Annotated in this window: 18 protein-coding genes; 15 read left to right on the top strand and 3 right to left on the bottom strand. The window is 34.7% G+C overall.

Features of this window, described 5'->3' with window-relative positions; all coding sequences use genetic code 11:
• Positions 1-81 precede the first annotated feature (81 nt).
• Positions 82-1,434 (bottom strand): chromosomal replication initiator protein DnaA, encoded by a 1,353-nt coding sequence (gene dnaA, locus GGQ92_RS10870; RefSeq protein ID WP_184248479.1) that lies wholly within the window; start codon positions 1,432-1,434, stop codon positions 82-84.
• Positions 1,435-2,158: 724 nt separating this feature from the next.
• Here dnaA and rpmH point away from each other — a divergent pair.
• From rpmH to GGQ92_RS10845, 5 genes are all read left to right on the top strand, one after another.
• Complete coding sequence (rpmH, locus tag GGQ92_RS10865; RefSeq protein ID WP_184248476.1) at positions 2,159-2,293, top strand: 50S ribosomal protein L34; 135 nt, start codon at positions 2,159-2,161, stop codon at positions 2,291-2,293.
• Positions 2,294-2,482: 189 nt separating this feature from the next.
• Positions 2,483-2,821, top strand: a complete 339-nt coding sequence (gene rnpA / locus GGQ92_RS10860; RefSeq protein ID WP_184248473.1) for a ribonuclease P protein component — start codon at positions 2,483-2,485, stop codon at positions 2,819-2,821.
• Between the two features lie 105 nt (positions 2,822-2,926).
• Complete coding sequence (gene spoIIIJ, locus GGQ92_RS10855) at positions 2,927-3,715, top strand: YidC family membrane integrase SpoIIIJ (RefSeq protein WP_184248470.1); 789 nt, start codon at positions 2,927-2,929, stop codon at positions 3,713-3,715.
• Positions 3,712-4,413: an RNA-binding cell elongation regulator Jag/EloR gene (gene jag / locus GGQ92_RS10850; RefSeq protein WP_184248467.1), complete on the top strand. Its 702-nt coding sequence runs from the start codon at positions 3,712-3,714 to the stop codon at positions 4,411-4,413. Before spoIIIJ ends, jag begins: the two co-directional genes overlap by 4 nt.
• Positions 4,414-4,593: 180 nt before the next feature.
• Entirely contained in the window at positions 4,594-5,142 is a 549-nt protein-coding gene (locus tag GGQ92_RS10845; RefSeq protein ID WP_184248464.1) for an NADPH-dependent FMN reductase, read from the top strand.
• Positions 5,143-5,202: 60 nt separating this feature from the next.
• Here the strand turns inward: GGQ92_RS10845 and GGQ92_RS10840 are convergent, their stop codons facing one another.
• Positions 5,203-5,391: a DUF4083 domain-containing protein gene (locus GGQ92_RS10840; protein ID WP_184248461.1), complete on the bottom strand. Its 189-nt coding sequence runs from the start codon at positions 5,389-5,391 to the stop codon at positions 5,203-5,205.
• 155 nt (positions 5,392-5,546) lie between these two features.
• Between GGQ92_RS10840 and GGQ92_RS10835 the strand changes: the two genes are divergently transcribed.
• Positions 5,547-6,404, top strand: a complete 858-nt coding sequence (locus tag GGQ92_RS10835; RefSeq protein ID WP_184248458.1) for a hypothetical protein — start codon at positions 5,547-5,549, stop codon at positions 6,402-6,404.
• 78 nt (positions 6,405-6,482) lie between these two features.
• On the opposite strand, the gene GGQ92_RS10830 is transcribed toward GGQ92_RS10835, so the two are convergent.
• Positions 6,483-9,515 (bottom strand): efflux RND transporter permease subunit, encoded by a 3,033-nt coding sequence (locus GGQ92_RS10830; RefSeq protein ID WP_246384379.1) that lies wholly within the window; start codon positions 9,513-9,515, stop codon positions 6,483-6,485.
• 305 nt (positions 9,516-9,820) lie between these two features.
• Between GGQ92_RS10830 and mnmE the strand changes: the two genes are divergently transcribed.
• The 9 genes from mnmE (at position 9,821) to GGQ92_RS10785 (ending at position 19,068) form a co-directional block, all read left to right on the top strand.
• The gene (gene mnmE / locus GGQ92_RS10825; protein ID WP_184248568.1) at positions 9,821-11,197 is read left to right on the top strand and encodes a tRNA uridine-5-carboxymethylaminomethyl(34) synthesis GTPase MnmE; all 1,377 of its coding nucleotides are present in this window, start codon (positions 9,821-9,823) and stop codon (positions 11,195-11,197) included.
• Positions 11,198-11,230: 33 nt separating this feature from the next.
• Complete coding sequence (gene mnmG / locus GGQ92_RS10820) at positions 11,231-13,123, top strand: tRNA uridine-5-carboxymethylaminomethyl(34) synthesis enzyme MnmG (RefSeq protein ID WP_184248455.1); 1,893 nt, start codon at positions 11,231-11,233, stop codon at positions 13,121-13,123.
• Between the two features lie 92 nt (positions 13,124-13,215).
• Complete coding sequence (gene rsmG / locus GGQ92_RS10815) at positions 13,216-13,929, top strand: 16S rRNA (guanine(527)-N(7))-methyltransferase RsmG (RefSeq protein ID WP_184248452.1); 714 nt, start codon at positions 13,216-13,218, stop codon at positions 13,927-13,929.
• Between the two features lie 256 nt (positions 13,930-14,185).
• The gene (noc, locus tag GGQ92_RS10810; protein ID WP_184248449.1) at positions 14,186-15,043 is read left to right on the top strand and encodes a nucleoid occlusion protein; all 858 of its coding nucleotides are present in this window, start codon (positions 14,186-14,188) and stop codon (positions 15,041-15,043) included.
• A gap of 228 nt (positions 15,044-15,271) precedes the next feature.
• Positions 15,272-16,033 (top strand): ParA family protein, encoded by a 762-nt coding sequence (locus GGQ92_RS10805; protein ID WP_184248446.1) that lies wholly within the window; start codon positions 15,272-15,274, stop codon positions 16,031-16,033.
• Positions 16,026-16,877, top strand: coding sequence for a ParB/RepB/Spo0J family partition protein (locus GGQ92_RS10800; protein WP_184248443.1), 852 nt, complete (start codon positions 16,026-16,028; stop codon positions 16,875-16,877). The genes GGQ92_RS10805 and GGQ92_RS10800 overlap by 8 nt, the downstream gene beginning before the upstream one ends.
• A 170-nt stretch (positions 16,878-17,047) precedes the next feature.
• Entirely contained in the window at positions 17,048-17,752 is a 705-nt protein-coding gene (locus GGQ92_RS10795) for a DUF554 domain-containing protein (RefSeq protein ID WP_184248440.1), read from the top strand.
• Between the two features lie 65 nt (positions 17,753-17,817).
• Entirely contained in the window at positions 17,818-18,840 is a 1,023-nt protein-coding gene (locus GGQ92_RS10790) for a YkvI family membrane protein (protein WP_184248438.1), read from the top strand.
• 27 nt (positions 18,841-18,867) lie between these two features.
• Positions 18,868-19,068 carry a DUF951 domain-containing protein gene (locus GGQ92_RS10785; RefSeq protein WP_184248435.1) on the top strand — a complete coding sequence of 67 codons (201 nt, stop codon included), beginning with the start codon at positions 18,868-18,870 and terminating at the stop codon, positions 19,066-19,068.
• Positions 19,069-19,160: the final 92 nt, after the last annotated feature.

The raw sequence follows: 19,160 nt of genomic DNA, 5'->3' as shown, positions 1-19,160 counted from the left end.
ATTAACTGTAATCGTACGAAGTTATCCAGATGTTCATAACTTGTTTACAGATATGAAACGTTTATCCACATTGTTCACAGATTATTTTGCTTTTATTTGTTCTTTAATTTCTTCAATTTCTTTACTTAATAGTTGATCCGTGCTAATTAGTCTAGAAATCTTATCATGGGCATGAATAACAGTTGTGTGATCACGACCACCAAATTCTTGTCCAATTTTAGGTAAAGAGAAGTCCGTCAATTCTCTTGATAGATACATCGCAATTTGACGAGGGAATGCAATTGATTTTGTTCTTTTCTTTGCTGCAAATTCTTCTAGTCGGACATTATATTTTTCCCCAACCACTTCTTGTATTCCTTGTATTGTAATAGCTTTAGGTCTTGAAGATGGAATAATATCTTTTAAAGCATCTGCTGCTAATGACGCATCAATATCTTGATTAATCAAAGAAGAATAGGCTACTACTCGAATGAGAGCTCCTTCTAATTCTCTAATATTTGTATCTATTTGATTGGCGATATAGAGCATTACTTCATTAGGTATATCAAGTCCCTCTGCTTTTGCCTTTTTTCTTAATATAGCAATTCTTGTTTCTAAATCTGGCGGGGTGATATCTGTAATTAAACCCCATTCAAATCGAGAACGTAATCTGTCCTCTAATGTAGGTATTTCTTTAGGTGGACGATCGCTAGAAATTATAATTTGCTTATTCTCTTCATGAAGTGCATTAAATGTATGGAAAAATTCTTCTTGTGTTTGTTCTTTTCCAGCTAAAAATTGAATATCATCTATTAATAGCACATCGACATTTCGATATTTATTTCGAAAATCAACAGCTTTGTTATCACGAATAGAATTGATAAATTCATTAGTAAATTTTTCAGAAGATAAATAGACTACTTCCATATTAGGATCATTTTCTAGAACATAATGACCTATCGCATGCATTAAATGGGTTTTCCCTAATCCAACCCCACCATAAATAAATAAAGGGTTATATGCTTTTGCTGGTGCTTCTGCTACTGCTAGGGAAGCAGCATGGGCGAACCTGTTACCTGAACCGATGACAAATGTTTCAAATGTGTATTTATCATTAAGCATCGATTTCGGAGATGGTTGATTTTGAGCTGTAGGAATTGTACTTTTTTTCTTTGTTGTCATTTCTTTATTATCCGTTTCTTCTTCTGAATCAGGAATAACAAATTTGACGTTTAGTTTTACCCCAGTTAATTCATAACAAGCTTCTGTTATTAACGAAATATAGCGATTTTCAAGCCAATCCCGAATAAATGCATTCGGTGCAGAGATAACAATCGTGTCTTCTTGTAATTGATCTATCCCTGTACCTTTAAACCAAGTATCGTAACTAGGTTTACTAACTTTTTGTTCAATTTGAATTAATATATTCTCCCAAAGTTCTTGCACGTTCTCCATTTCATGCCTCCTCTCTCGATAATCTCTAAGGCTTACCTGTGGATAACAATTTATTGATAAAAAAGAGGAAAACTAAGAAATTAAGTTTTCCACATGTATGTGTATAAAAAAATATACAGTATGTTAGCAATTGTCCACATTATATCCACAGTCTGTGGATAATCTTAAGTTTGAATTAAGATCTTTACAAGTTAAACACAATTATAATAACAAACATTGTCAGGAATTGCAATGATTTTTAGGTAGTTATCCACAATAGCGACAAGATGTGAGGAAAAGATATAAACATATGTAGAATATGTGAATAAATTGTCAGGTATGTGTGGAGATTGTCGAATGATTAAAATATATTATCCACAGGATGAACTTCTTCTTGTTGTATAACAGTTGTGTACTATAACAGAATAAGAGAACTAAGATATAGCTAGATACTAATAATAGGGATTTAAGAGAATGTATATGAATGATATAGAAATATTATGAGTAAATAATTATTTAAATGAAATATTTAGTAGGAATGAAGGGAGAATGACGAGTTAAAGATCAAAAATAGTAAAGACATAGCAAAATGTAAGTTGACATGGCTAATACTCTTTCAGTATAATAGTTGAGACTGTCAACAATGTCTTAGAAATTTGATGAAAAAGTAGAATGTCTCGTGTGGGATTATCTCCCTTGAAGAAGGCAATACTTTTTCTTACATCCTCAGGGAGGTGCATATATAATGAAACGTACATTTCAACCGAAAAATCGTCAACGTAAAAAGGTTCACGGATTCCGTGCACGCATGAGCACGAAAAATGGCCGAAGAGTACTAGCTCGTCGCCGTAAAAAAGGCAGAAAAGTATTATCCGCATAGACCACTGAATTTATCAGTGGTCTTTTTCCATGGAAGAGCTAAAAGTTATGAATAAAATAATAGGAAGACGGACGTTATTTAATTTGAAAACAGACATGTATAACGTTTGTCTTCATTAATATAATAGATAGAAGTTAAGTAAGTACAATGAATGAACACGGTTATATAATTGAAGGAGCGCAATGTTCTATGAAAAAAGCCTATCGAATCAAAAAAGATAAAGAATTTCAACTTGTATTCCAAAAAGGCGCTTCTTTCGCCAATAGGCAATTAGTTATCTATTATTTAGAGAAAAAAGATCAACAGCATTTTCGAGTTGGATTATCCGTTAGCAAGAAAATTGGCAACGCTGTAACAAGAAATCAAGTGAAGCGATATATTAGACAAGCTTTTATTGACTTAGAGAATCGAATCAAAGATAATTATGATATTATTATTATTGCTAGAAACCCAGTGAAAGATATGGATTACCACGAGATTAAAAAAAGCATGCAACACTTGTTTTATAAAACAGAGCTATATAAATGAAATATTTGTGATATATAGTAAAAATGGTGGTAAATACATAGAGATAAATGCTAAAATACTGAGTTAGATATAGATAGACGGTATGTTCTTTAAAGGAGGATCATAATGAAGAAAAAACTCCTGCTTATAATAGGTTTAATAGGAGTCATTGTTTTACTATCAGGCTGTACACAGATTGATCAGGATATCACATCGGAGAGTGAAGGGATTTGGAACTCATTCTTTGTATATCCACTTTCTTGGCTACTAGTTAAAGTAGCAGAATTCTTCAATGCAGAGTTTGGATATGGATTAGCGATTGTAATCGTAACTCTATTAATTCGTTTTGTATTATTGCCGTTAAATATTAAACAAATCAGAAGTTCAAAAGCAATGCAGCAAATACAACCTGAATTGCAGAAGTTACGTGAAAAATACAGTTCTAAAGACCAGCAAACACAAACGAAGCTACAACAAGAGACGATGGCATTGTTCCAAAAAACTGGAGCAAATCCAATAGCTGGTTGTTTACCTATCATTGTACAAATGCCAATCTTACTTGCTTTCTACCATGCGATTATGAGAACAGCAGAATTAAGAAATCATGATTTCTTATGGTTTGTATTAGGTGAACCAGATCCAATTTATTTACTACCTATCTTAACAGCTGGTTTTACGTTCCTACAGCAAAAAATTATGATGGCTGGAATGAGCACGCAACAAGCAAGTAATCCGATGATGCCACAAATGACAATGATGCTTTATATCATGCCAATTATGATTGGTGTCTTTGCACTATTCTTACCATCAGCTTTAGCCTTGTACTGGGTTGTAGGTAACATCTTTATGGTGCTTCAAACGTTACTAGTAAGAAATCCAATGATGAATAACGAAGCGGGAGGAACTCAAAAGTGAGAACAGTAACTGCTACTGGCGAATCCGTCCAAGATGCGGTCCAATCAGCTTTAAAGCAGTTAAACATCACAGAGGACCAAGCGACAATTCAAATTATTGATGAAGGAAAAAGAGGTCTTTTTGGCCTTTTTGGAGCAAAGCCTGCAATTGTGAAGGTTTCTCAACAAACAGCACCAAAAGAATCTGAACAAGTTAATAAGGAAATAGAGGTTATCGAGCCAACTATCGGTGAATCGAAGGCGTTTGATAAGATTGATCCTGTAGAAAAAGTAGAAGCCTACATTCGAAGTATCACTAGTTCCTTTGACAAAGAGATTAAGGTTTCAACGAAAGTAGAAAGTAATGTTGTTGTATATGATTTAAGTGGTGAAAAAATTGCTATGCTCATTGGTAAGAGGGGACAAACCCTAAATGCTATACAATATTTAGCTCAATTAGCGATGCATCAATATGCTGATAAATATTTTACAGTAATCGTAGATGCAGAGGGATATAGAGAACGACGTAAGGAAACATTGGAGCAATTAGCAAAAAGAGCTGCAGACCGAGCAATAAAGACAAGAAAAAATGTCAAATTGGATCCAATGCCATCGTTTGAACGAAAAATTATCCATACAGTTTTACATCAAGACAATCGAATTGAAACGGAATCGAATGGATCAGAACCAAATCGATATCTAGTAATAAAACCAAAATAAAATAGAAATTTAAAAAGCAGTTAGTATTGGAATTCATCCAGTATTAACTGCTTTATTTATGGTATTTCAGAAGGTTTCAAAATCAAAATATATGGAGCATTATCACTTACAAAAAGTAAGTCATTTGTTATACTAATTATGCAAGTTAAAAATATATAGAATAATAGGGGGATATACAACATGTCAAACGAGAAATTAAATATTGGTATTATATTAGGAAGTACACGTGACGGTCGTTTAAGTCCACAAGTAGGACAATGGGTAAAAGGGATTGCTGACCAACGTGATGATGCTAACTATGAGATAGTAGATATTAAAGATTACGAACTACCACTATTAGGGACGACAGACGGTACAGAGCCAGGAATTGCAAAATGGAATGAAAAGGTTGATAGCCTAGATGGATTTGTGTTTGTTGTTCAAGAATATAACCATAGTATTTCCGCAGCTCTTAAAAATGCACTAGATTTTGTACGTGAGCCATGGAATAACAAAGCAGCAGGGATTGTAAGTTATGGTTCAACAGGTGGTGCACGTGCAGCTGAACACTTACGTGGAATTTTAGGTGAGTTAATGGTAGCCGACGTTCGTGTACACCCAACTTTATCTTTATTCACAGACTTTGAAAACTTCCAAACTTTCAAACCAGCAGAATTACATTTAGAAAATGTGAATGAAATGCTTAACCAAGTAAATGCTTGGAGCGGCGCATTAAAAACATTGAGATAATAGATTAGTAAAGAGGCGAGAATTCCAAATTAGGAGTTCTCGCCTTTTTTAAACATGTTCTTAGGCGTTGTTATCTTTTTCAAGTAGTTCTATGATCCTGTCTAGCTTTGCATCTATTTGGCTGGTCTGTCGGTTTCTGGTGGCGGAATTTATAGATAACCGCCGAATAAACAACGCAAAAGAAATTACGAATAACAAGATAAGAACATATACAACCAATAAAATAATATCTCCAGTTATCAACCACATCACTCCTAGAAATAACTACTACATTTAGTATAATATAGTAGTTACTAAAAATCTATAATTACTAGAAGATTTTGTAAAATTACTATCCGGCAATTTTCATTACTTAATAGCTCTAATAAATATAGTTTGACTTTCTCGATATAGGGGGAATGATTGTGAATAGAGTAGTAATTTGGACTTTTTTATTTTCAGTCATTATAGCATTGTCTTTTATTATCTATTTTATATTCCCATCTTCAAATGAAATGAAGGGGGAGATATTAGTAATGAAAGGTAGTAACCAAAATCAGTTGATAAAATTTAATGCTGATAATAACAAAACAGAAACATCGTATGTCGAGTTTGATTTCCCGCAATATAATCCTAAAAACTCGAATAAATTAATAGCTGTTTTAAAAAGAAATGGAAATCAAGAAATAGTGGAATTAACAATGCAAAATGGTACATATCAACTAAGTAAGGTACTCTACTCCAATTCAGAGATAAAACATCCAAAAATATCACCAAATAATACATTCATTACTTTCATAATGAATGAGGAGTTATACTATTTAAATCTTTATACGGAAGAGATTTTTTTAATCTCTAGCCGTATTGTAGACTATTTATCATATGATTGGCTTAATGAGAGTGAACTTTTATTTACAATAAAAGAGGAGAGTAGTGGTTTATCCCATATTGTAAAATTTAATTTAAAGAATAAGAGTGAAAACATATTTAGAAAAAATGCATCTTCTCCAACAATGTCTATTAACAAGGAATTTTTAGCTTATAAGGGACATGGGAGCAATCATGTTGTTTATGTGGAAGAGTTAAATAGTGATCAAAAAGCAAAATTCGAAATAGTTACAGATGAACAAATTGGATTGTTCAAACCATCTCCTGATGGTAATTATTTAATTGCTAATGTATATCATTATAGTCAGTCAGATATTGAAATAATTAATCTGCATACGAAGAAAAGGAAAAAAATTTTAGACTCCATCTTTCCATCTTCCTTAGATTGGAGGTAAAAACGATAAACATAAGGCTCCGACTATTCCATAATAGTCGGAACCCATTTATAGTATCATAGCTCTTTGATTTTTATATTATCCCGCAATTTTTTCTTCCGCTTTATTCGTACGTTTATCTTTAAGAACGCGTCTCAACAAATTCCCTAATGCATTAAATGCACGATAGACAGCAGGGATGAGCACTAGTGTAATGAGCGTCGAGAATAAAAGACCTGAGACGATTGCTATTGCCATCGGTGCTTGATAATTACCATCTGTTCCATTAGCTAAAGCAAGAGGTAGCATACCACCAATCGTCGTTAATGTCGTCATAAAGATAGGTCGAATGCGATCCATACCAGCAGTAGCGATTGCTACGTTTGGAGAGATACCTTGTCGTCGCAACTGGTTGGCACGGTCAATTAGGAGAATCGCATTATTAAGTACAATTCCAATAAGCACAATGATACCCATTCCGCTCATAACATTTAGCTCTTGTTGGGTAATAAATAATCCTAAAATAACACCAACAACTGTCATAGGAATAATCGACATAACGATAAGCGGATGTGCTAAATGATTAAATTGAACCGCCATTACCAGGTATACCAAAAATATTGAAATAAAGAATATAACGAGTAAATCCATGATTAATTCTTGCTGAACTTCTAAATCACCCGCAACGGATAAAGAATAACCAGCAGGGGTAGAAAAATCTTTGATAAGTTGTTGAATTTCTCTGTTTATCGTACCTAAATCCATATTTTCTACATCTGCTGAAATAGTTACGTATCTTTCTCCGTTAAAATGCGTTATTTCGTTCGGCATATGAACGTCCTTCCATTCAACAAAAGTAGATAATGATTCGGGTCCATTTACAGTAGGAATCTCTAAGTCAAAAAACGATTGTTCATCACTAGTAGGATCTTGCCATCGAATGGAAAGAGGCATAGTTGTTTCTTCCCAGCCGATTTCACCAAGTGGCATATCCAGAAAAGCTTCTTGGGTAAAATACTTCACTTGTTCTTGATTTAATCCTGCATCATTAATTTTCTCATTATTTAATTCTATTATTTTCTCGATTGACGTTCTGTCTATCGATGTAGAAACTGCTGAAACCCCATCTAGTTCGGCTAGTTGTTCACTAAAATTGCTTGCAACTTCCTGTAACGTATCAAACTCTTCACCTTCTAATTGAACTTGGACTGAAGACCCCATATTAGCGGACATAAGAGATTGAACATCTTTCATTGGATAGTGGTCTTGTAACTCTCTAAGCCTTCTTAATACCTCTTCATTAACTAACTTTTGGTCACGGGTAATTTCTTCACCTTTTGTCATATTTATAATGGCGAATATATTAGAACCATTATCCATCATATAGCTGGACTCGATATCCTCTATATTTGCTAATGTATGACTGATTTCTTGGATCATTTCTTTCTTTTCTTCTGAAGATACTCCTGTTTCTAGATCAATCGATAATTCGGAATAACGATTAAGCATATCTGGCATAATATTCGTTGGAATTCGGGAAATAAGGAAGAGAGAACCAATAAACATCAGCAAGAATATAACAAGAATACCAAAACTATAACGTTTTTTCTTTACTATGGTACCAATGAAATTTCCGTAATGTTGAATGATGCGGCTTTCCTTTTTCTTTTTACGCTGTTTTAGGAATTTTTCAGATAAAGCTGGAATTAGAGTAAAGGATACAATGACAGAGCTTATAAGAGTAATAGCAATTATCACACTTATGATTACCATGAACTGGCCATTCTCACCATCCATTAAACCAATCGGAACAAACACAACAATCGTAGTTAACATGGATGCAATAACAGCAGAGGCAACTTCCTTTGTCCCCTGAACAACAGCTTCAAGTGCTTCTAGTCCTTCTTCCTTTTTCTTATAGATAGATTCAAGTATCACAATAGAAGCATCAACCATCATTCCGATTCCTAATCCTAGAGAAATAAGGCTTAAAATATTAAAACTATAATCAAGCAACCAAATGGTTAAAAATGTTAGTAATATAGAAGTTGGTATCGAAATGGCAATAATAAGTGTTGCTCGGAGGTTTCTTAGGAAAATAAAGAGTACTAGTATGGCTAAAAGTCCTCCAATAAGTACATTGTCTGTAACACCATTTATAGAATCCTCCACATAGTCAGCTTGCGCTACAATTTCATTTGTGATTAGATCTCCTAGCAGTCCTTCTTCTTTTATATTCCTTAATTCCTCACGTACAGCAGCAGCCATATCTATTTGAGTATAATCTCCGTTACGTCCTACTTGAGCAAGTACGAAATCTTGACTCCCGTTTTTCCATACATAAGAAGAGTTTTGAACGGGTTTTATAGAGACATCCGCGAGTTCTTCTAATGAGATAAAACCAGTTTCAGTTGGTATTTGAATGTTCTCTATATCACTTTCATTTTCCAAATCACTTTGCCAGCGGAGAACAGGTTGACCATCTTCCTCACTAAATTGCCCTAATGTGCTATCCGTGTTAGCTTCTTGGATAATCGAGATGATTTGTTGAGGAGAAAGCTGGTGTTGTTGTAGAGATTCTCGATGTAATTCTATAATTACTTCATGTTCTTGCAAACCTACTAGCATGACATCTCTTACCTCTGGGAGGCTCTCTAAACGAGGTTCTAATATCTCTGTAGCAAAAGCGTTCATTTCATCCATCGTTCCACCAGAGACATCCATATAGAATTCATAGGTAGCTCCTGTGCTTAATTGCTCTGCTATAACGTCATTTACTTCAGGGATGTTAGAGGTGATGGAATGTACAATTGAGGCAATTTCTTGGGAGACTTCTTCTCCATGACCTTTTTGAATCATAACTTGAATAGTACTTAAACCTGCTGTAGTCGTGGAGTAAATATCTTCTGTCAATTCAATCCCTTGAATAGCTTGTTCAACAGGAGTAGTAATCTTCCTTTCTACTTCAGCTGCAGGCATATCACCTGCGTAAATCATAACATTGGTACCATCGAAATTTACTTCAGGCAGTAATTCTTCATCTAATTTAGATAATCCATAGCTACCAAGCAAAATAATTAAGATAGTAGCTAATCCTATTAAAATCTTTCTCTTTACAATAAATTCAATCAATTTTATCCCCCTTATTTTCTTTCTTTGCGTAACTAAAGGAAGTATAGCAATCGATATATGAGAATACATGGACCTACAGTCTAAACTTTACCTAAGACTTCAGACGTATATTATTGTCCACAGTGAACAAGAAGTTATATAATAGATAAGCTTATCCACATGTGAATAAGTTACGTGAAAAAAATGCATGTGGATATCTTCCCAAGAGGAATAGGTTTGTGTTATTCTAATAAGTTAGTGGTACTAAAATTTTAAAAAATGTGGATAAATATAGATAACAAAAAATATAGGAGGTGAGATGGATGATAGACACAGATACAATTGCTGCTATATCGACACCACTAGGAGAGGGAGCAATTGCGATTGTGCGATTGAGTGGAGAAGAGGCAATACCAATTGCTAGCAAAGTATTTGAAGGAAAAAATTTAAACGAGGTATCATCCCATACGATTCATTATGGTAAAATCATTGATCCAGAAACAAAGGAAATGGTGGAAGAGGTAATGGTTACGGTTATGCGTGGACCTAGAACCTTTACTACAGAAAATGTGGTGGAGATTAACTGTCATGGAGGTTTAGCTTCTGTCAATCGAGTATTAGAGCTGGTATTAGGTTATGGGGCAAGAATAGCTGAACCAGGTGAATTTACGAAGCGAGCTTTCTTAAACGGAAGAATTGATTTATCTCAAGCGGAAGCGGTAATGGATTTAATCCGAGCAAAGACAGATAAAGCAATGAACGTAGCACTAAAGCAATTAGATGGAAAATTGTCGAAACTTGTAGAAAAACTAAGACAAGAGTTGATTGAAACAGTTGCCCATGTTGAAGTAAATATCGATTATCCTGAATACGATGATGTTGAAGAAATGTCTCATCAAATGCTGTTAGAAAGAACAAAAAAAGTATATGACCAAGTAGAAAAATTGTTAGAAACAGCAAAGCAGGGGAAAATATTAAGAGAAGGTATCAAAACGGCTATCATTGGACGTCCAAACGTTGGAAAATCTTCTTTACTAAATGCATTCGTACAGGAAACGAAAGCAATTGTTACGGATATTCCAGGTACGACTCGTGACGTTATTGAAGAGTATGTCAACGTACGCGGCGTTCCATTACGCTTAATCGACACAGCAGGGATCCGAGAAACAGAAGATATCGTGGAACGAATAGGGGTAGAACGATCCCGACAAGCATTAAAAGAGTCCGATTTAATCTTATTTGTATTAAATTATGGTGAAAAATTAACCGAAGAAGACCGCAAGCTTTTTGAAGCGGTTGACGGTTTAGAATATATTGTAATTGTTAATAAGACAGATTTAGAACAAGTCATTGATTTAGAAGAAGTAGAACGTTTAGCAAATGGTAAAAAGATTATAACAGCTTCGATGAAAGAAGATATAGGTATGGATCAATTGGAAGCAACGATAGCAGAAACCTTCTTTGAAGGAGATATTGATGGTGGAGATTTAACGTATATATCTAATGTCCGTCACATTCAATTATTGAAGCAAACGATGCAAGCACTGAAGGATGCCGAACAAGCTATGGAAGCTCAGATGCCGATTGATCTAGTCCAAATGGATGTAACACGAGCATGGGAGCTTTTAGGCGAAATAATTGGTGATACGGTTCAGGAAAGCCTTATCGATCAATTATTCTCTCAGTTTTGTCTTGGTAAATAAAAGTGAAATCTTAAATAGATGGAGGGATCGGCTATGGCAACATATGAAGCTGGTCAATACGATGTAATAGTAATAGGTGCAGGTCATGCCGGAGTAGAGGCAGCCTATGCCGCAGCAAAAAGAGGAGCAAAAACCCTTGTTTTAACTCTTAATTTAGATATGATTGCCTTTATGCCATGTAATCCATCCATAGGTGGTCCAGCAAAAGGTATTGTTGTTCGCGAAGTGGACGCGCTAGGTGGATTAATGGGTAAAGTTATTGATAAAACATATATTCAAATGCGTATGCTTAATACAGCAAAAGGGCCTGCAGTCCGTGCTTTACGAGCGCAAGCAGATAAACCTTTATATATTATGGAAATGAAGAAAATATTAGAAAAAGAACCAAACTTAACTCTCCGCCAAGGAATGGTAGAAGAACTTGTCGTAGAAGATGGGGAAGTTAAAGGTGTTATTACAGAAACAAAGGCACTATATCGTGCAAAAACAGTTATTATCACTACAGGTACGTTTATGCGTGGAAGAGTTATTACGGGAGATATCTCTTACGAAAGTGGACCGAATAACCAACGAGCAAGCGTGAAGCTTTCGGAGAACCTAGAAAAATTAGGATTTGACCTTGTACGTTTTAAGACAGGGACACCACCTAGAGTAAATCACCGCACGATTGATTACTCTAAGACTGAGATTCAACCGGGTGATGAAAATCCACAACATTTTTCGTATGAAACAGTGGAAGAACTAACGGATCAAATACCTTGTTGGCTAACACATACGAACCAGAATACACATCAAATTATTAATGATAACCTGGAGCTTTCTCCGATGTATTCTGGGATGATTAAAGGAACTGGACCAAGATATTGTCCATCTATCGAGGATAAAATCGTTCGCTTTAATGATAAACCACGTCACCAAATCTTTTTAGAACCAGAAGGGCGTAATACGGACGAGGTTTACGTACAAGGATTGTCTACTTCTTTACCAGAGTATATTCAAAAAGAAATGTTACAAACTATACCTGGTCTAGAAAATGCTGAAATAATGCGTGCAGGTTATGCGATTGAGTATGATGCAGTAGTTCCAACTCAACTATGGCCAACATTAGAAGTGAAAAATATTAGTGGTTTATTTACTGCAGGACAAATAAATGGAACATCGGGTTATGAAGAAGCAGCGGGCCAAGGTCTCATGGCAGGAATTAATGCCGCAGCAAAAGCATTAAACAAAGAAAGTCTTATCTTAGATCGTTCACAAGCATATATAGGAGTTCTAATTGATGACTTGGTAACGAAGGGGACAAGAGAACCTTATCGTCTTTTAACTTCAAGAGCGGAGCACCGCTTGTTATTACGACACGATAACGCTGATCTTCGATTAACGGAAATAGGGTATGAAATTGGTCTTATTTCAGAAGAGAGATACCAAGGATTCTTACAGAAAAAAGAACAGATTGCTGCTGAAAAACAGCGTTTATCAGAAATACGATTAAAACCTACAGAGGAATTACAACAACTTATGGACGAACATGGAGCAAGTCGCTTGAAAGATGGTATTCTTGCTTATGACTTGTTAAAGAGGCCTGAAATAGGTTATAAAGTCATTGATAAAGTTTGTCCAAGTGATATAGATATTCCATTTGAAGTAAAAGAGCAGGTTGAGATCCAAATTAAATACGAAGGCTATATCAAAAAAGCGCTACAGCAAGTTGATAAATTGAAAAAGATGGAGAATAAATCAATTCCTGAGGATATTGATTACTCTGCAATTAATGGTCTTGCAACAGAAGCAAGACAACGACTAGAGAAAATTAGACCACTAACCGTAGCACAAGCATCTCGTGTTTCAGGAGTAAATCCAGCTGACGTATCTATATTACTCGTTTATCTCGAACATGGTAAGGTAGCTCGTGTAGCAAACGATTAATAATAAAGTATTTCAAGGGGTAGGGAGAGTGGCATTTTGCTTTTCTCTCTATTTCTTTACATAATAACCTATTTAAAGAGAGGTACAATGAAATGAATCCAATAACTTTTCAGCAGAAAGCGAAAGAAATCGGTGTTGATTTATCAGAGCGTCAGTTAAACCAATTTGAACTCTATTATGATCTATTAGTCGAGTGGAATGAAAAAATCAATTTAACCTCTATTACAGAAAAAGAAGAGGTATATGTAAAGCATTTTTATGATTCTATTACTGCAGCTCCTTATTTTGATTTCACCCAGGAACTTAGAATATGTGACGTCGGTGCAGGTGCAGGATTTCCAAGTATACCACTGAAAATTTGCTTCCCTCATTTGAAAATAACGATTGTTGATTCTTTAAATAAGCGAATTAATTTCTTAAATACGCTTGCGGCCTCTTTAGAATTAACAGATGTAGCATTTTACCATGATCGTGCTGAAAACTTCGGAAAGAATGAGAAATTTCGCCATTCTTTTGATGTTGTATTAGCTAGAGCGGTAGCGAGAACCTCTGTATTAAGTGAGTTTTGTTTACCATTAGTCCGTACGAATGGAACATTTATTGCGATGAAAGGATCCAATGTAGAAGAAGAATTAACAGATGCGCAAGATGCAATCGAACTACTAGGCGGCCAAGTAAATAAAATTGAAACTTTCTCTTTGCCAGAGGACAGCGGAGCTCGAAACATTGTGATAATAGATAAGAAAAGAAAAACTCCAAAAAAGTATCCCCGAAAACCAGGAGTACCAGCTAAAAATCCGCTTTAATTTTTTTGTTCTACCTTTTTAGTTAATTTATGATAGAATAAAGAGAGATAGAAGGAAAATGTTTCACGTGAAACATTTTTGTTAACGGTCTTTCTCATACATTAAGAAAATACTAATTTTCTACGATAAAGGGTAGTGGATAGATGTGAAATTAGTAGGGCATATGTCTTTGCTATGTTAAGGTGTTAACCAGTTATTCTTTATCGATTATATATAATAAGCTCGTAGGGAAAAGTAATATAAGGTGGTGTTTGTCATGTTACACCCATTAAGTCGGATCTTTGGCTTGGGAGATAAGGTCGATGAAACTTTGATAGAAGAGAAAGAAAATATTCAAGATGAAATTATTCATGTACCTATTAAAGCTCTGGAGCCCAATAGATATCAGCCAAGGAACATTTTTGACGAAGAGAAAATAAAGGAATTAGCTCAAACCTTACATACTCATGGTATGATTCAACCTATCGTCGTCCGTAAAATTGACGAATCAGAAAATTATGAGATTATCGCTGGTGAAAGACGTTGGCGAGCTGCAACTAGTTTAGAATGGGAAACTGTACCTGTTATCATCCGAGAGATGAATGATAAAGAGACAGCTTCTGTCGCACTAATTGAAAACTTGCAACGTGAAGAGCTTACCGTAATAGAAGAAGCCATTGCTTATGAAAAGTTAATTGAAATGCATCAATTAACACAAGAAGCCCTCGCTCAACGCTTAGGTAAAAGTCAGTCAACCATTGCTAATAAAATGAGATTGCTAAAATTACCTGAGCCAGTTCAACAGGCTATTATGGAAAAGAAAATCACTGAGAGACATGCAAGAGCTTTAATTTCTTTGAAAGACGAAGAGAAGCAAGTCCACGTATTACAACAGATTTTAGAACGTGACCTTAACGTAAAACAAACAGAAGCACTTATAGAGCAATTATCAAATCCTACACAAAAGAAGAAAAGGCCACGTCTAAAAGGAATCAATAAAGATATTCGAATCGCAATGAATACAATACGTCAGTCATTAAACATGGTGACAGAGACTGGAATCAATTTAGAATCAGATGAACAAGATCATGAGGACTACTATCAAATTACTATTAAAATTCCAAAGAAAAAATAGAGAAATACGCACCCATCTTTAAACATAAAAGATGGGATTATTTTTGTCTATTAACAATAACTGTAGTAATTATTAAGAAAAGATTAAAATACAAACCTTTTATTGCCAAGAAATGATAGAATTTCGTCATATATTGATTGATTCCGAGTTTTTATAACAAAAAGGTAGTGGATTAACTCCATTTAGTGATAAAATGATATAGTGAATAGATAAAAGGTAGGTGGCACCATGGGAAAAGTTATCGCCGTTGCAAACCAAAAAGGCGGCGTCGGCAAAACAACCTCAGCAGTAAACTTAAGTGCTTGTATGGCACATTTAAATAAGAAAGTATTACTCATTGACATCGATCCACAGGGGAACTCAACGAGTGGGGTTGGTATAAATAAAGCGGATGTTGCCTATTGTGTTTATGACGTATTAGTTAACGATATAGAAATGGAAAAGGTATGTACAGGAACGGATATCCCTAATCTAGACGTAGTTCCGGCAACCATCCAATTAGCAGGAGCAGAAATTGAACTCGTTTCTACTATATCCAGAGAGGTTCGCTTAAAAAAAGCGATTGATAGCGTAAAACACCGATATGATTATATTTTCATTGATTGTCCTCCATCATTAGGTCTATTAACGATAAACTCTCTAACTGCCGCAGATTCAGTACTTATTCCAGTTCAATGTGAATACTATGCGTTGGAAGGATTAAGCCAACTCTTAAACACAATTCGTTTAGTACAAAAGCATTTGAATAAAACATTAGCGATAGAAGGCGTATTATTAACGATGTTAGATGCTAGAACAAATTTAGGTATTCAAGTTATAGAGGAAGTTAAGAAGTATTTTCAGGATAAAGTTTATCAATCTATTATTCCTCGAAATGTACGCCTAGGGGAAGCACCTAGTTATGGGAAGCCTATAATTACTTATGATCCTAAATCAAGAGGCGCAGAGGTCTATCTGGATTTGGCAAAGGAAGTGATGGCAAATGGCTAAAGGTGGTTTAGGTAGAGGACTTGATGTCTATTTTCCGCAAGTAGAAGAGGATAATATGGATCAAGTAGAGTATATTGACTTAAAGCAATGTAGGCCTAATCCGTATCAACCTAGAAAAGTATTTGAGGCAGATGCAATCGAAGAAATGAAACAATCAATTAAACAACATGGTATTTTACAGCCATTAATTGTGCGTAAGAGTATTCGTGGATATGAGATTGTAGTTGGAGAACGTCGTTACCGAGCTGCTAAAGAAGCTAACTTAGAAACGATACCAGCTATTGTTAAAGAATTGACCGATGAAGACATGATGGAAATAGCTTTATTGGAAAACATACAACGAGAAGACTTAACGCCAATAGAAGAAGCGAATGCGTATGATAAATTAATTAATGAGTTAGGGGTTACTCAAGATCAATTGGCGAAACGTTTAGGAAAGAGTCGACCACACATTGCCAATCTAGTCCGTTTGTTAAGTCTCCCAAGTGAAACCATTCAAATGATCAACAATGGTTCCTTATCAATGGGACATGGACGAGCTCTATTAGGATTAAAGGATAAGACGAAAGTAGTTCCAACTGCTAGAAGAATAGTGAAAGAAAAGCTGAATGTAAGGCAAGTAGAAGCGTTAATCCAACAGTTGAATGAAAACACCCCAAAGCAAAAACAGAAAAAAGTAGAGAAAGATATCTTTATCACAGAAAAGGAAAATCATTTAACAGAGTTCTTCGGTACGAATGTTTCAATTAATCGAGGAAAGAAAAAAGGGAAAATTGAAATTGAATTTTTCTCTGATGATGATTTGAACCGAATCTTAAGTATGATAGAGCAAGATAAAGAGTAACAATCTTGAAACTATTTTGGCAGAGAGTTAATCATCCATCATAAATAGATTAATAGTCTACTTTTATGGAAATGGATGAGAGAGACTCTTTGCCATTTTTGTTTTCGTATGAGCAAAAGATTGTTCACTCTTCTAACAGAGTCTAAGTTAAAGAGAAAGTAGGGGATTATATGGTTCTATATGGCACATTAATGAACGCCTTGCTAATTGTTATCGGAACATTAGTTGGGTTGTTGTTACATAGAATTCCGGATTCGATAAAAAATACAACGATGCAGGCTATTGGTCTAATCGTTATAGTGATTGGTATTAAAATGGCGATACAAGTGGATAATACGATCTTAATTTTATTAAGCTTATTTTTAGGAGCTATATGTGGGACGGCCATTCAATTAGAGAATAAAATGAATGCATTAGGACACCGTATTGAAAAGAAATGGTCTAAGAGTAATAAAAAAAGTATAACAGAAGCATTTATAACGTCCTCACTCATTTATGTAGTAGGTGCAATGTCGATTATAGGCGCACTAAATAGTGGATTGAGTAATGATCATGAGATTCTCATTACGAAGGGGTTTCTTGATGGTTTTATGTCATTAGTTTTAACAACAACGCTTGGATATGGTGTTATTTTCTCCATTATCCCAGTTATTTTATATCAAGGGTCAATTGCTCTTTTTGCTGAAGGCATTCATAATTTTATTAATAGCAGTATATTAGATAGCTTTACAAATGAAATGACAGCCTTAGGTGGGGTTCTTATTTTAGCTATTGGGACTAATATTTTAGGATTAACTAAAATTAAAATTGGTGACTTTCTCCCTGCAATACCGGTATTTATCCTCTTGTTCTTTTTACAGCTGAATGTATTCTAAAAACATACTTTGTCCTCCGTGAGCATAAGATTTATAAATATAAATGGTCTCATGGAGGCATTGTTATGTGGAAAGCTGGTTTCAAGTGGATGTTTTTAATCATTGGTACGATGATTGGTGCAGGATATGCATCAGGAAGAGAGATATGGCAATTTTTTGGGCATGAAAGTGGACTAGCTATCGTATTGTTCTCGATCCTCTTTACATACTGTATCTATCTAATTATGACGATTAGTTATCGATATCAATCTACAAACTATTCAACGATATTAGAGGCGTTATTAGGCGATAAGATTGCAAAATTTTATGATATCCTTATCTTTTTTTACTTAATCTCAGTTACGACCATTATGATTGCAGGAAGTGGTGCCACATTTGAAGTATTTAAACTTTCTAAATGGGTAGGTATTTTATTTATTGCTGTTATAATTGTTCTCTTGTTTATTAGAGGTGTACAAGGAGTAATTTCTTTAAATACATTTATTTTACCTCTATTAATTACTGGGCTTCTTACTATTTTAGTTGTTTTCATAAAAGATGAACAATTAACGTTTATTTGGAGTCTAGATCATCAAAGTAATTGGTCATCTGCTTTTACGTTTACTGCTTTAAACATATTATCTATACTTGCAGTGTTAGGAGCAGTAGGGGATAAGATACAATCTAAGAAAGAAATTCTTATTGCTAGTATTGGAAGTGGATCAATCTTAGGATTAGTAACTCTTTTGTATAACAATAGCTTAATTCAAATTTCCGAAATAATTATTTTGTTTGAAATTCCTTTATTTGCGATATTAAAAAATTATCCGAATTACGCATATATAGTTATGTCGATTCTTTTATGGTTTGCGATTTTTACAACAGCCATCTCATCCACACTTGGTATTGTTACCCGATTACAAAGTTATGTAAAGCTAACATTAAGTAAGTTGGCTGCAATCCTCGTAATCTTATTAATACCATTAACCAATCTAGGCTTCTCTACTTTAATTGCCTGGTTATATCCACTATATGGTTTTCTTAATCTATACTTGCTAGCAGCTATCATCTTATTTCCTTTTTACACGAAATTTAGCTATAATGAATAGAGCAGAATACGAAAAGCAGGTGATCGGATGGAGCGTAAAGAATTTCAGCTTAACGATATTGTTGAAATGAAAAAGCCGCATCCATGTGGAGAAAATCGATGGAAAGTTATTCGTATGGGTGCGGATATTCGTATAAAGTGTGAAGGCTGTGGTCATAGTGTTATGTTACCGCGCCGAAGATTCGAACAAAAGATGAAGAAGGTTTTAGTATCAGCAAATGAAGAATAGGTAAAAATGAGATTCGCTATAGGTTATAAGCGAATCATTATTTTTTTACACAAAAATGTTCCACGTGAAACATTTTTAATTTTTCAAAGAGA

It is taken from the genome of Gracilibacillus halotolerans, from assembly GCF_014206945.1.
Classification (GTDB): Bacteria; Bacillota; Bacilli; order Bacillales; family Amphibacillaceae; genus Gracilibacillus; species Gracilibacillus halotolerans.
Note: the sequence above shows the minus strand (reverse complement) of the source record. Positions and strands in the feature narration are given on the sequence as shown.

Excerpts from the sequence above, each read along its gene's own strand:
- GGQ92_RS10840 (WP_184248461.1), bottom strand. The coding sequence starts at position 5,391 with ATGTGGTTGATAACTGGAGATATTATTTTATTGGTTGTATATGTTCTT.
- noc (WP_184248449.1), top strand. The coding sequence starts at position 14,186 with ATGTTACACCCATTAAGTCGGATCTTTGGCTTGGGAGATAAGGTCGAT.
- rsmG (WP_184248452.1), top strand. The coding sequence starts at position 13,216 with ATGAATCCAATAACTTTTCAGCAGAAAGCGAAAGAAATCGGTGTTGAT.
- spoIIIJ (WP_184248470.1), top strand. The coding sequence starts at position 2,927 with ATGAAGAAAAAACTCCTGCTTATAATAGGTTTAATAGGAGTCATTGTT.
- GGQ92_RS10790 (WP_184248438.1), top strand. The coding sequence starts at position 17,818 with ATGTGGAAAGCTGGTTTCAAGTGGATGTTTTTAATCATTGGTACGATG.
- rpmH (WP_184248476.1), top strand. The coding sequence starts at position 2,159 with ATGAAACGTACATTTCAACCGAAAAATCGTCAACGTAAAAAGGTTCAC.
- GGQ92_RS10785 (WP_184248435.1), top strand. The coding sequence starts at position 18,868 with ATGGAGCGTAAAGAATTTCAGCTTAACGATATTGTTGAAATGAAAAAG.
- GGQ92_RS10845 (WP_184248464.1), top strand. The coding sequence starts at position 4,594 with ATGTCAAACGAGAAATTAAATATTGGTATTATATTAGGAAGTACACGT.
- GGQ92_RS10805 (WP_184248446.1), top strand. The coding sequence starts at position 15,272 with ATGGGAAAAGTTATCGCCGTTGCAAACCAAAAAGGCGGCGTCGGCAAA.
- dnaA (WP_184248479.1), bottom strand. The coding sequence starts at position 1,434 with ATGGAGAACGTGCAAGAACTTTGGGAGAATATATTAATTCAAATTGAA.
- rnpA (WP_184248473.1), top strand. The coding sequence starts at position 2,483 with ATGAAAAAAGCCTATCGAATCAAAAAAGATAAAGAATTTCAACTTGTA.
- mnmG (WP_184248455.1), top strand. The coding sequence starts at position 11,231 with ATGGCAACATATGAAGCTGGTCAATACGATGTAATAGTAATAGGTGCA.
- GGQ92_RS10795 (WP_184248440.1), top strand. The coding sequence starts at position 17,048 with ATGGTTCTATATGGCACATTAATGAACGCCTTGCTAATTGTTATCGGA.
- GGQ92_RS10800 (WP_184248443.1), top strand. The coding sequence starts at position 16,026 with ATGGCTAAAGGTGGTTTAGGTAGAGGACTTGATGTCTATTTTCCGCAA.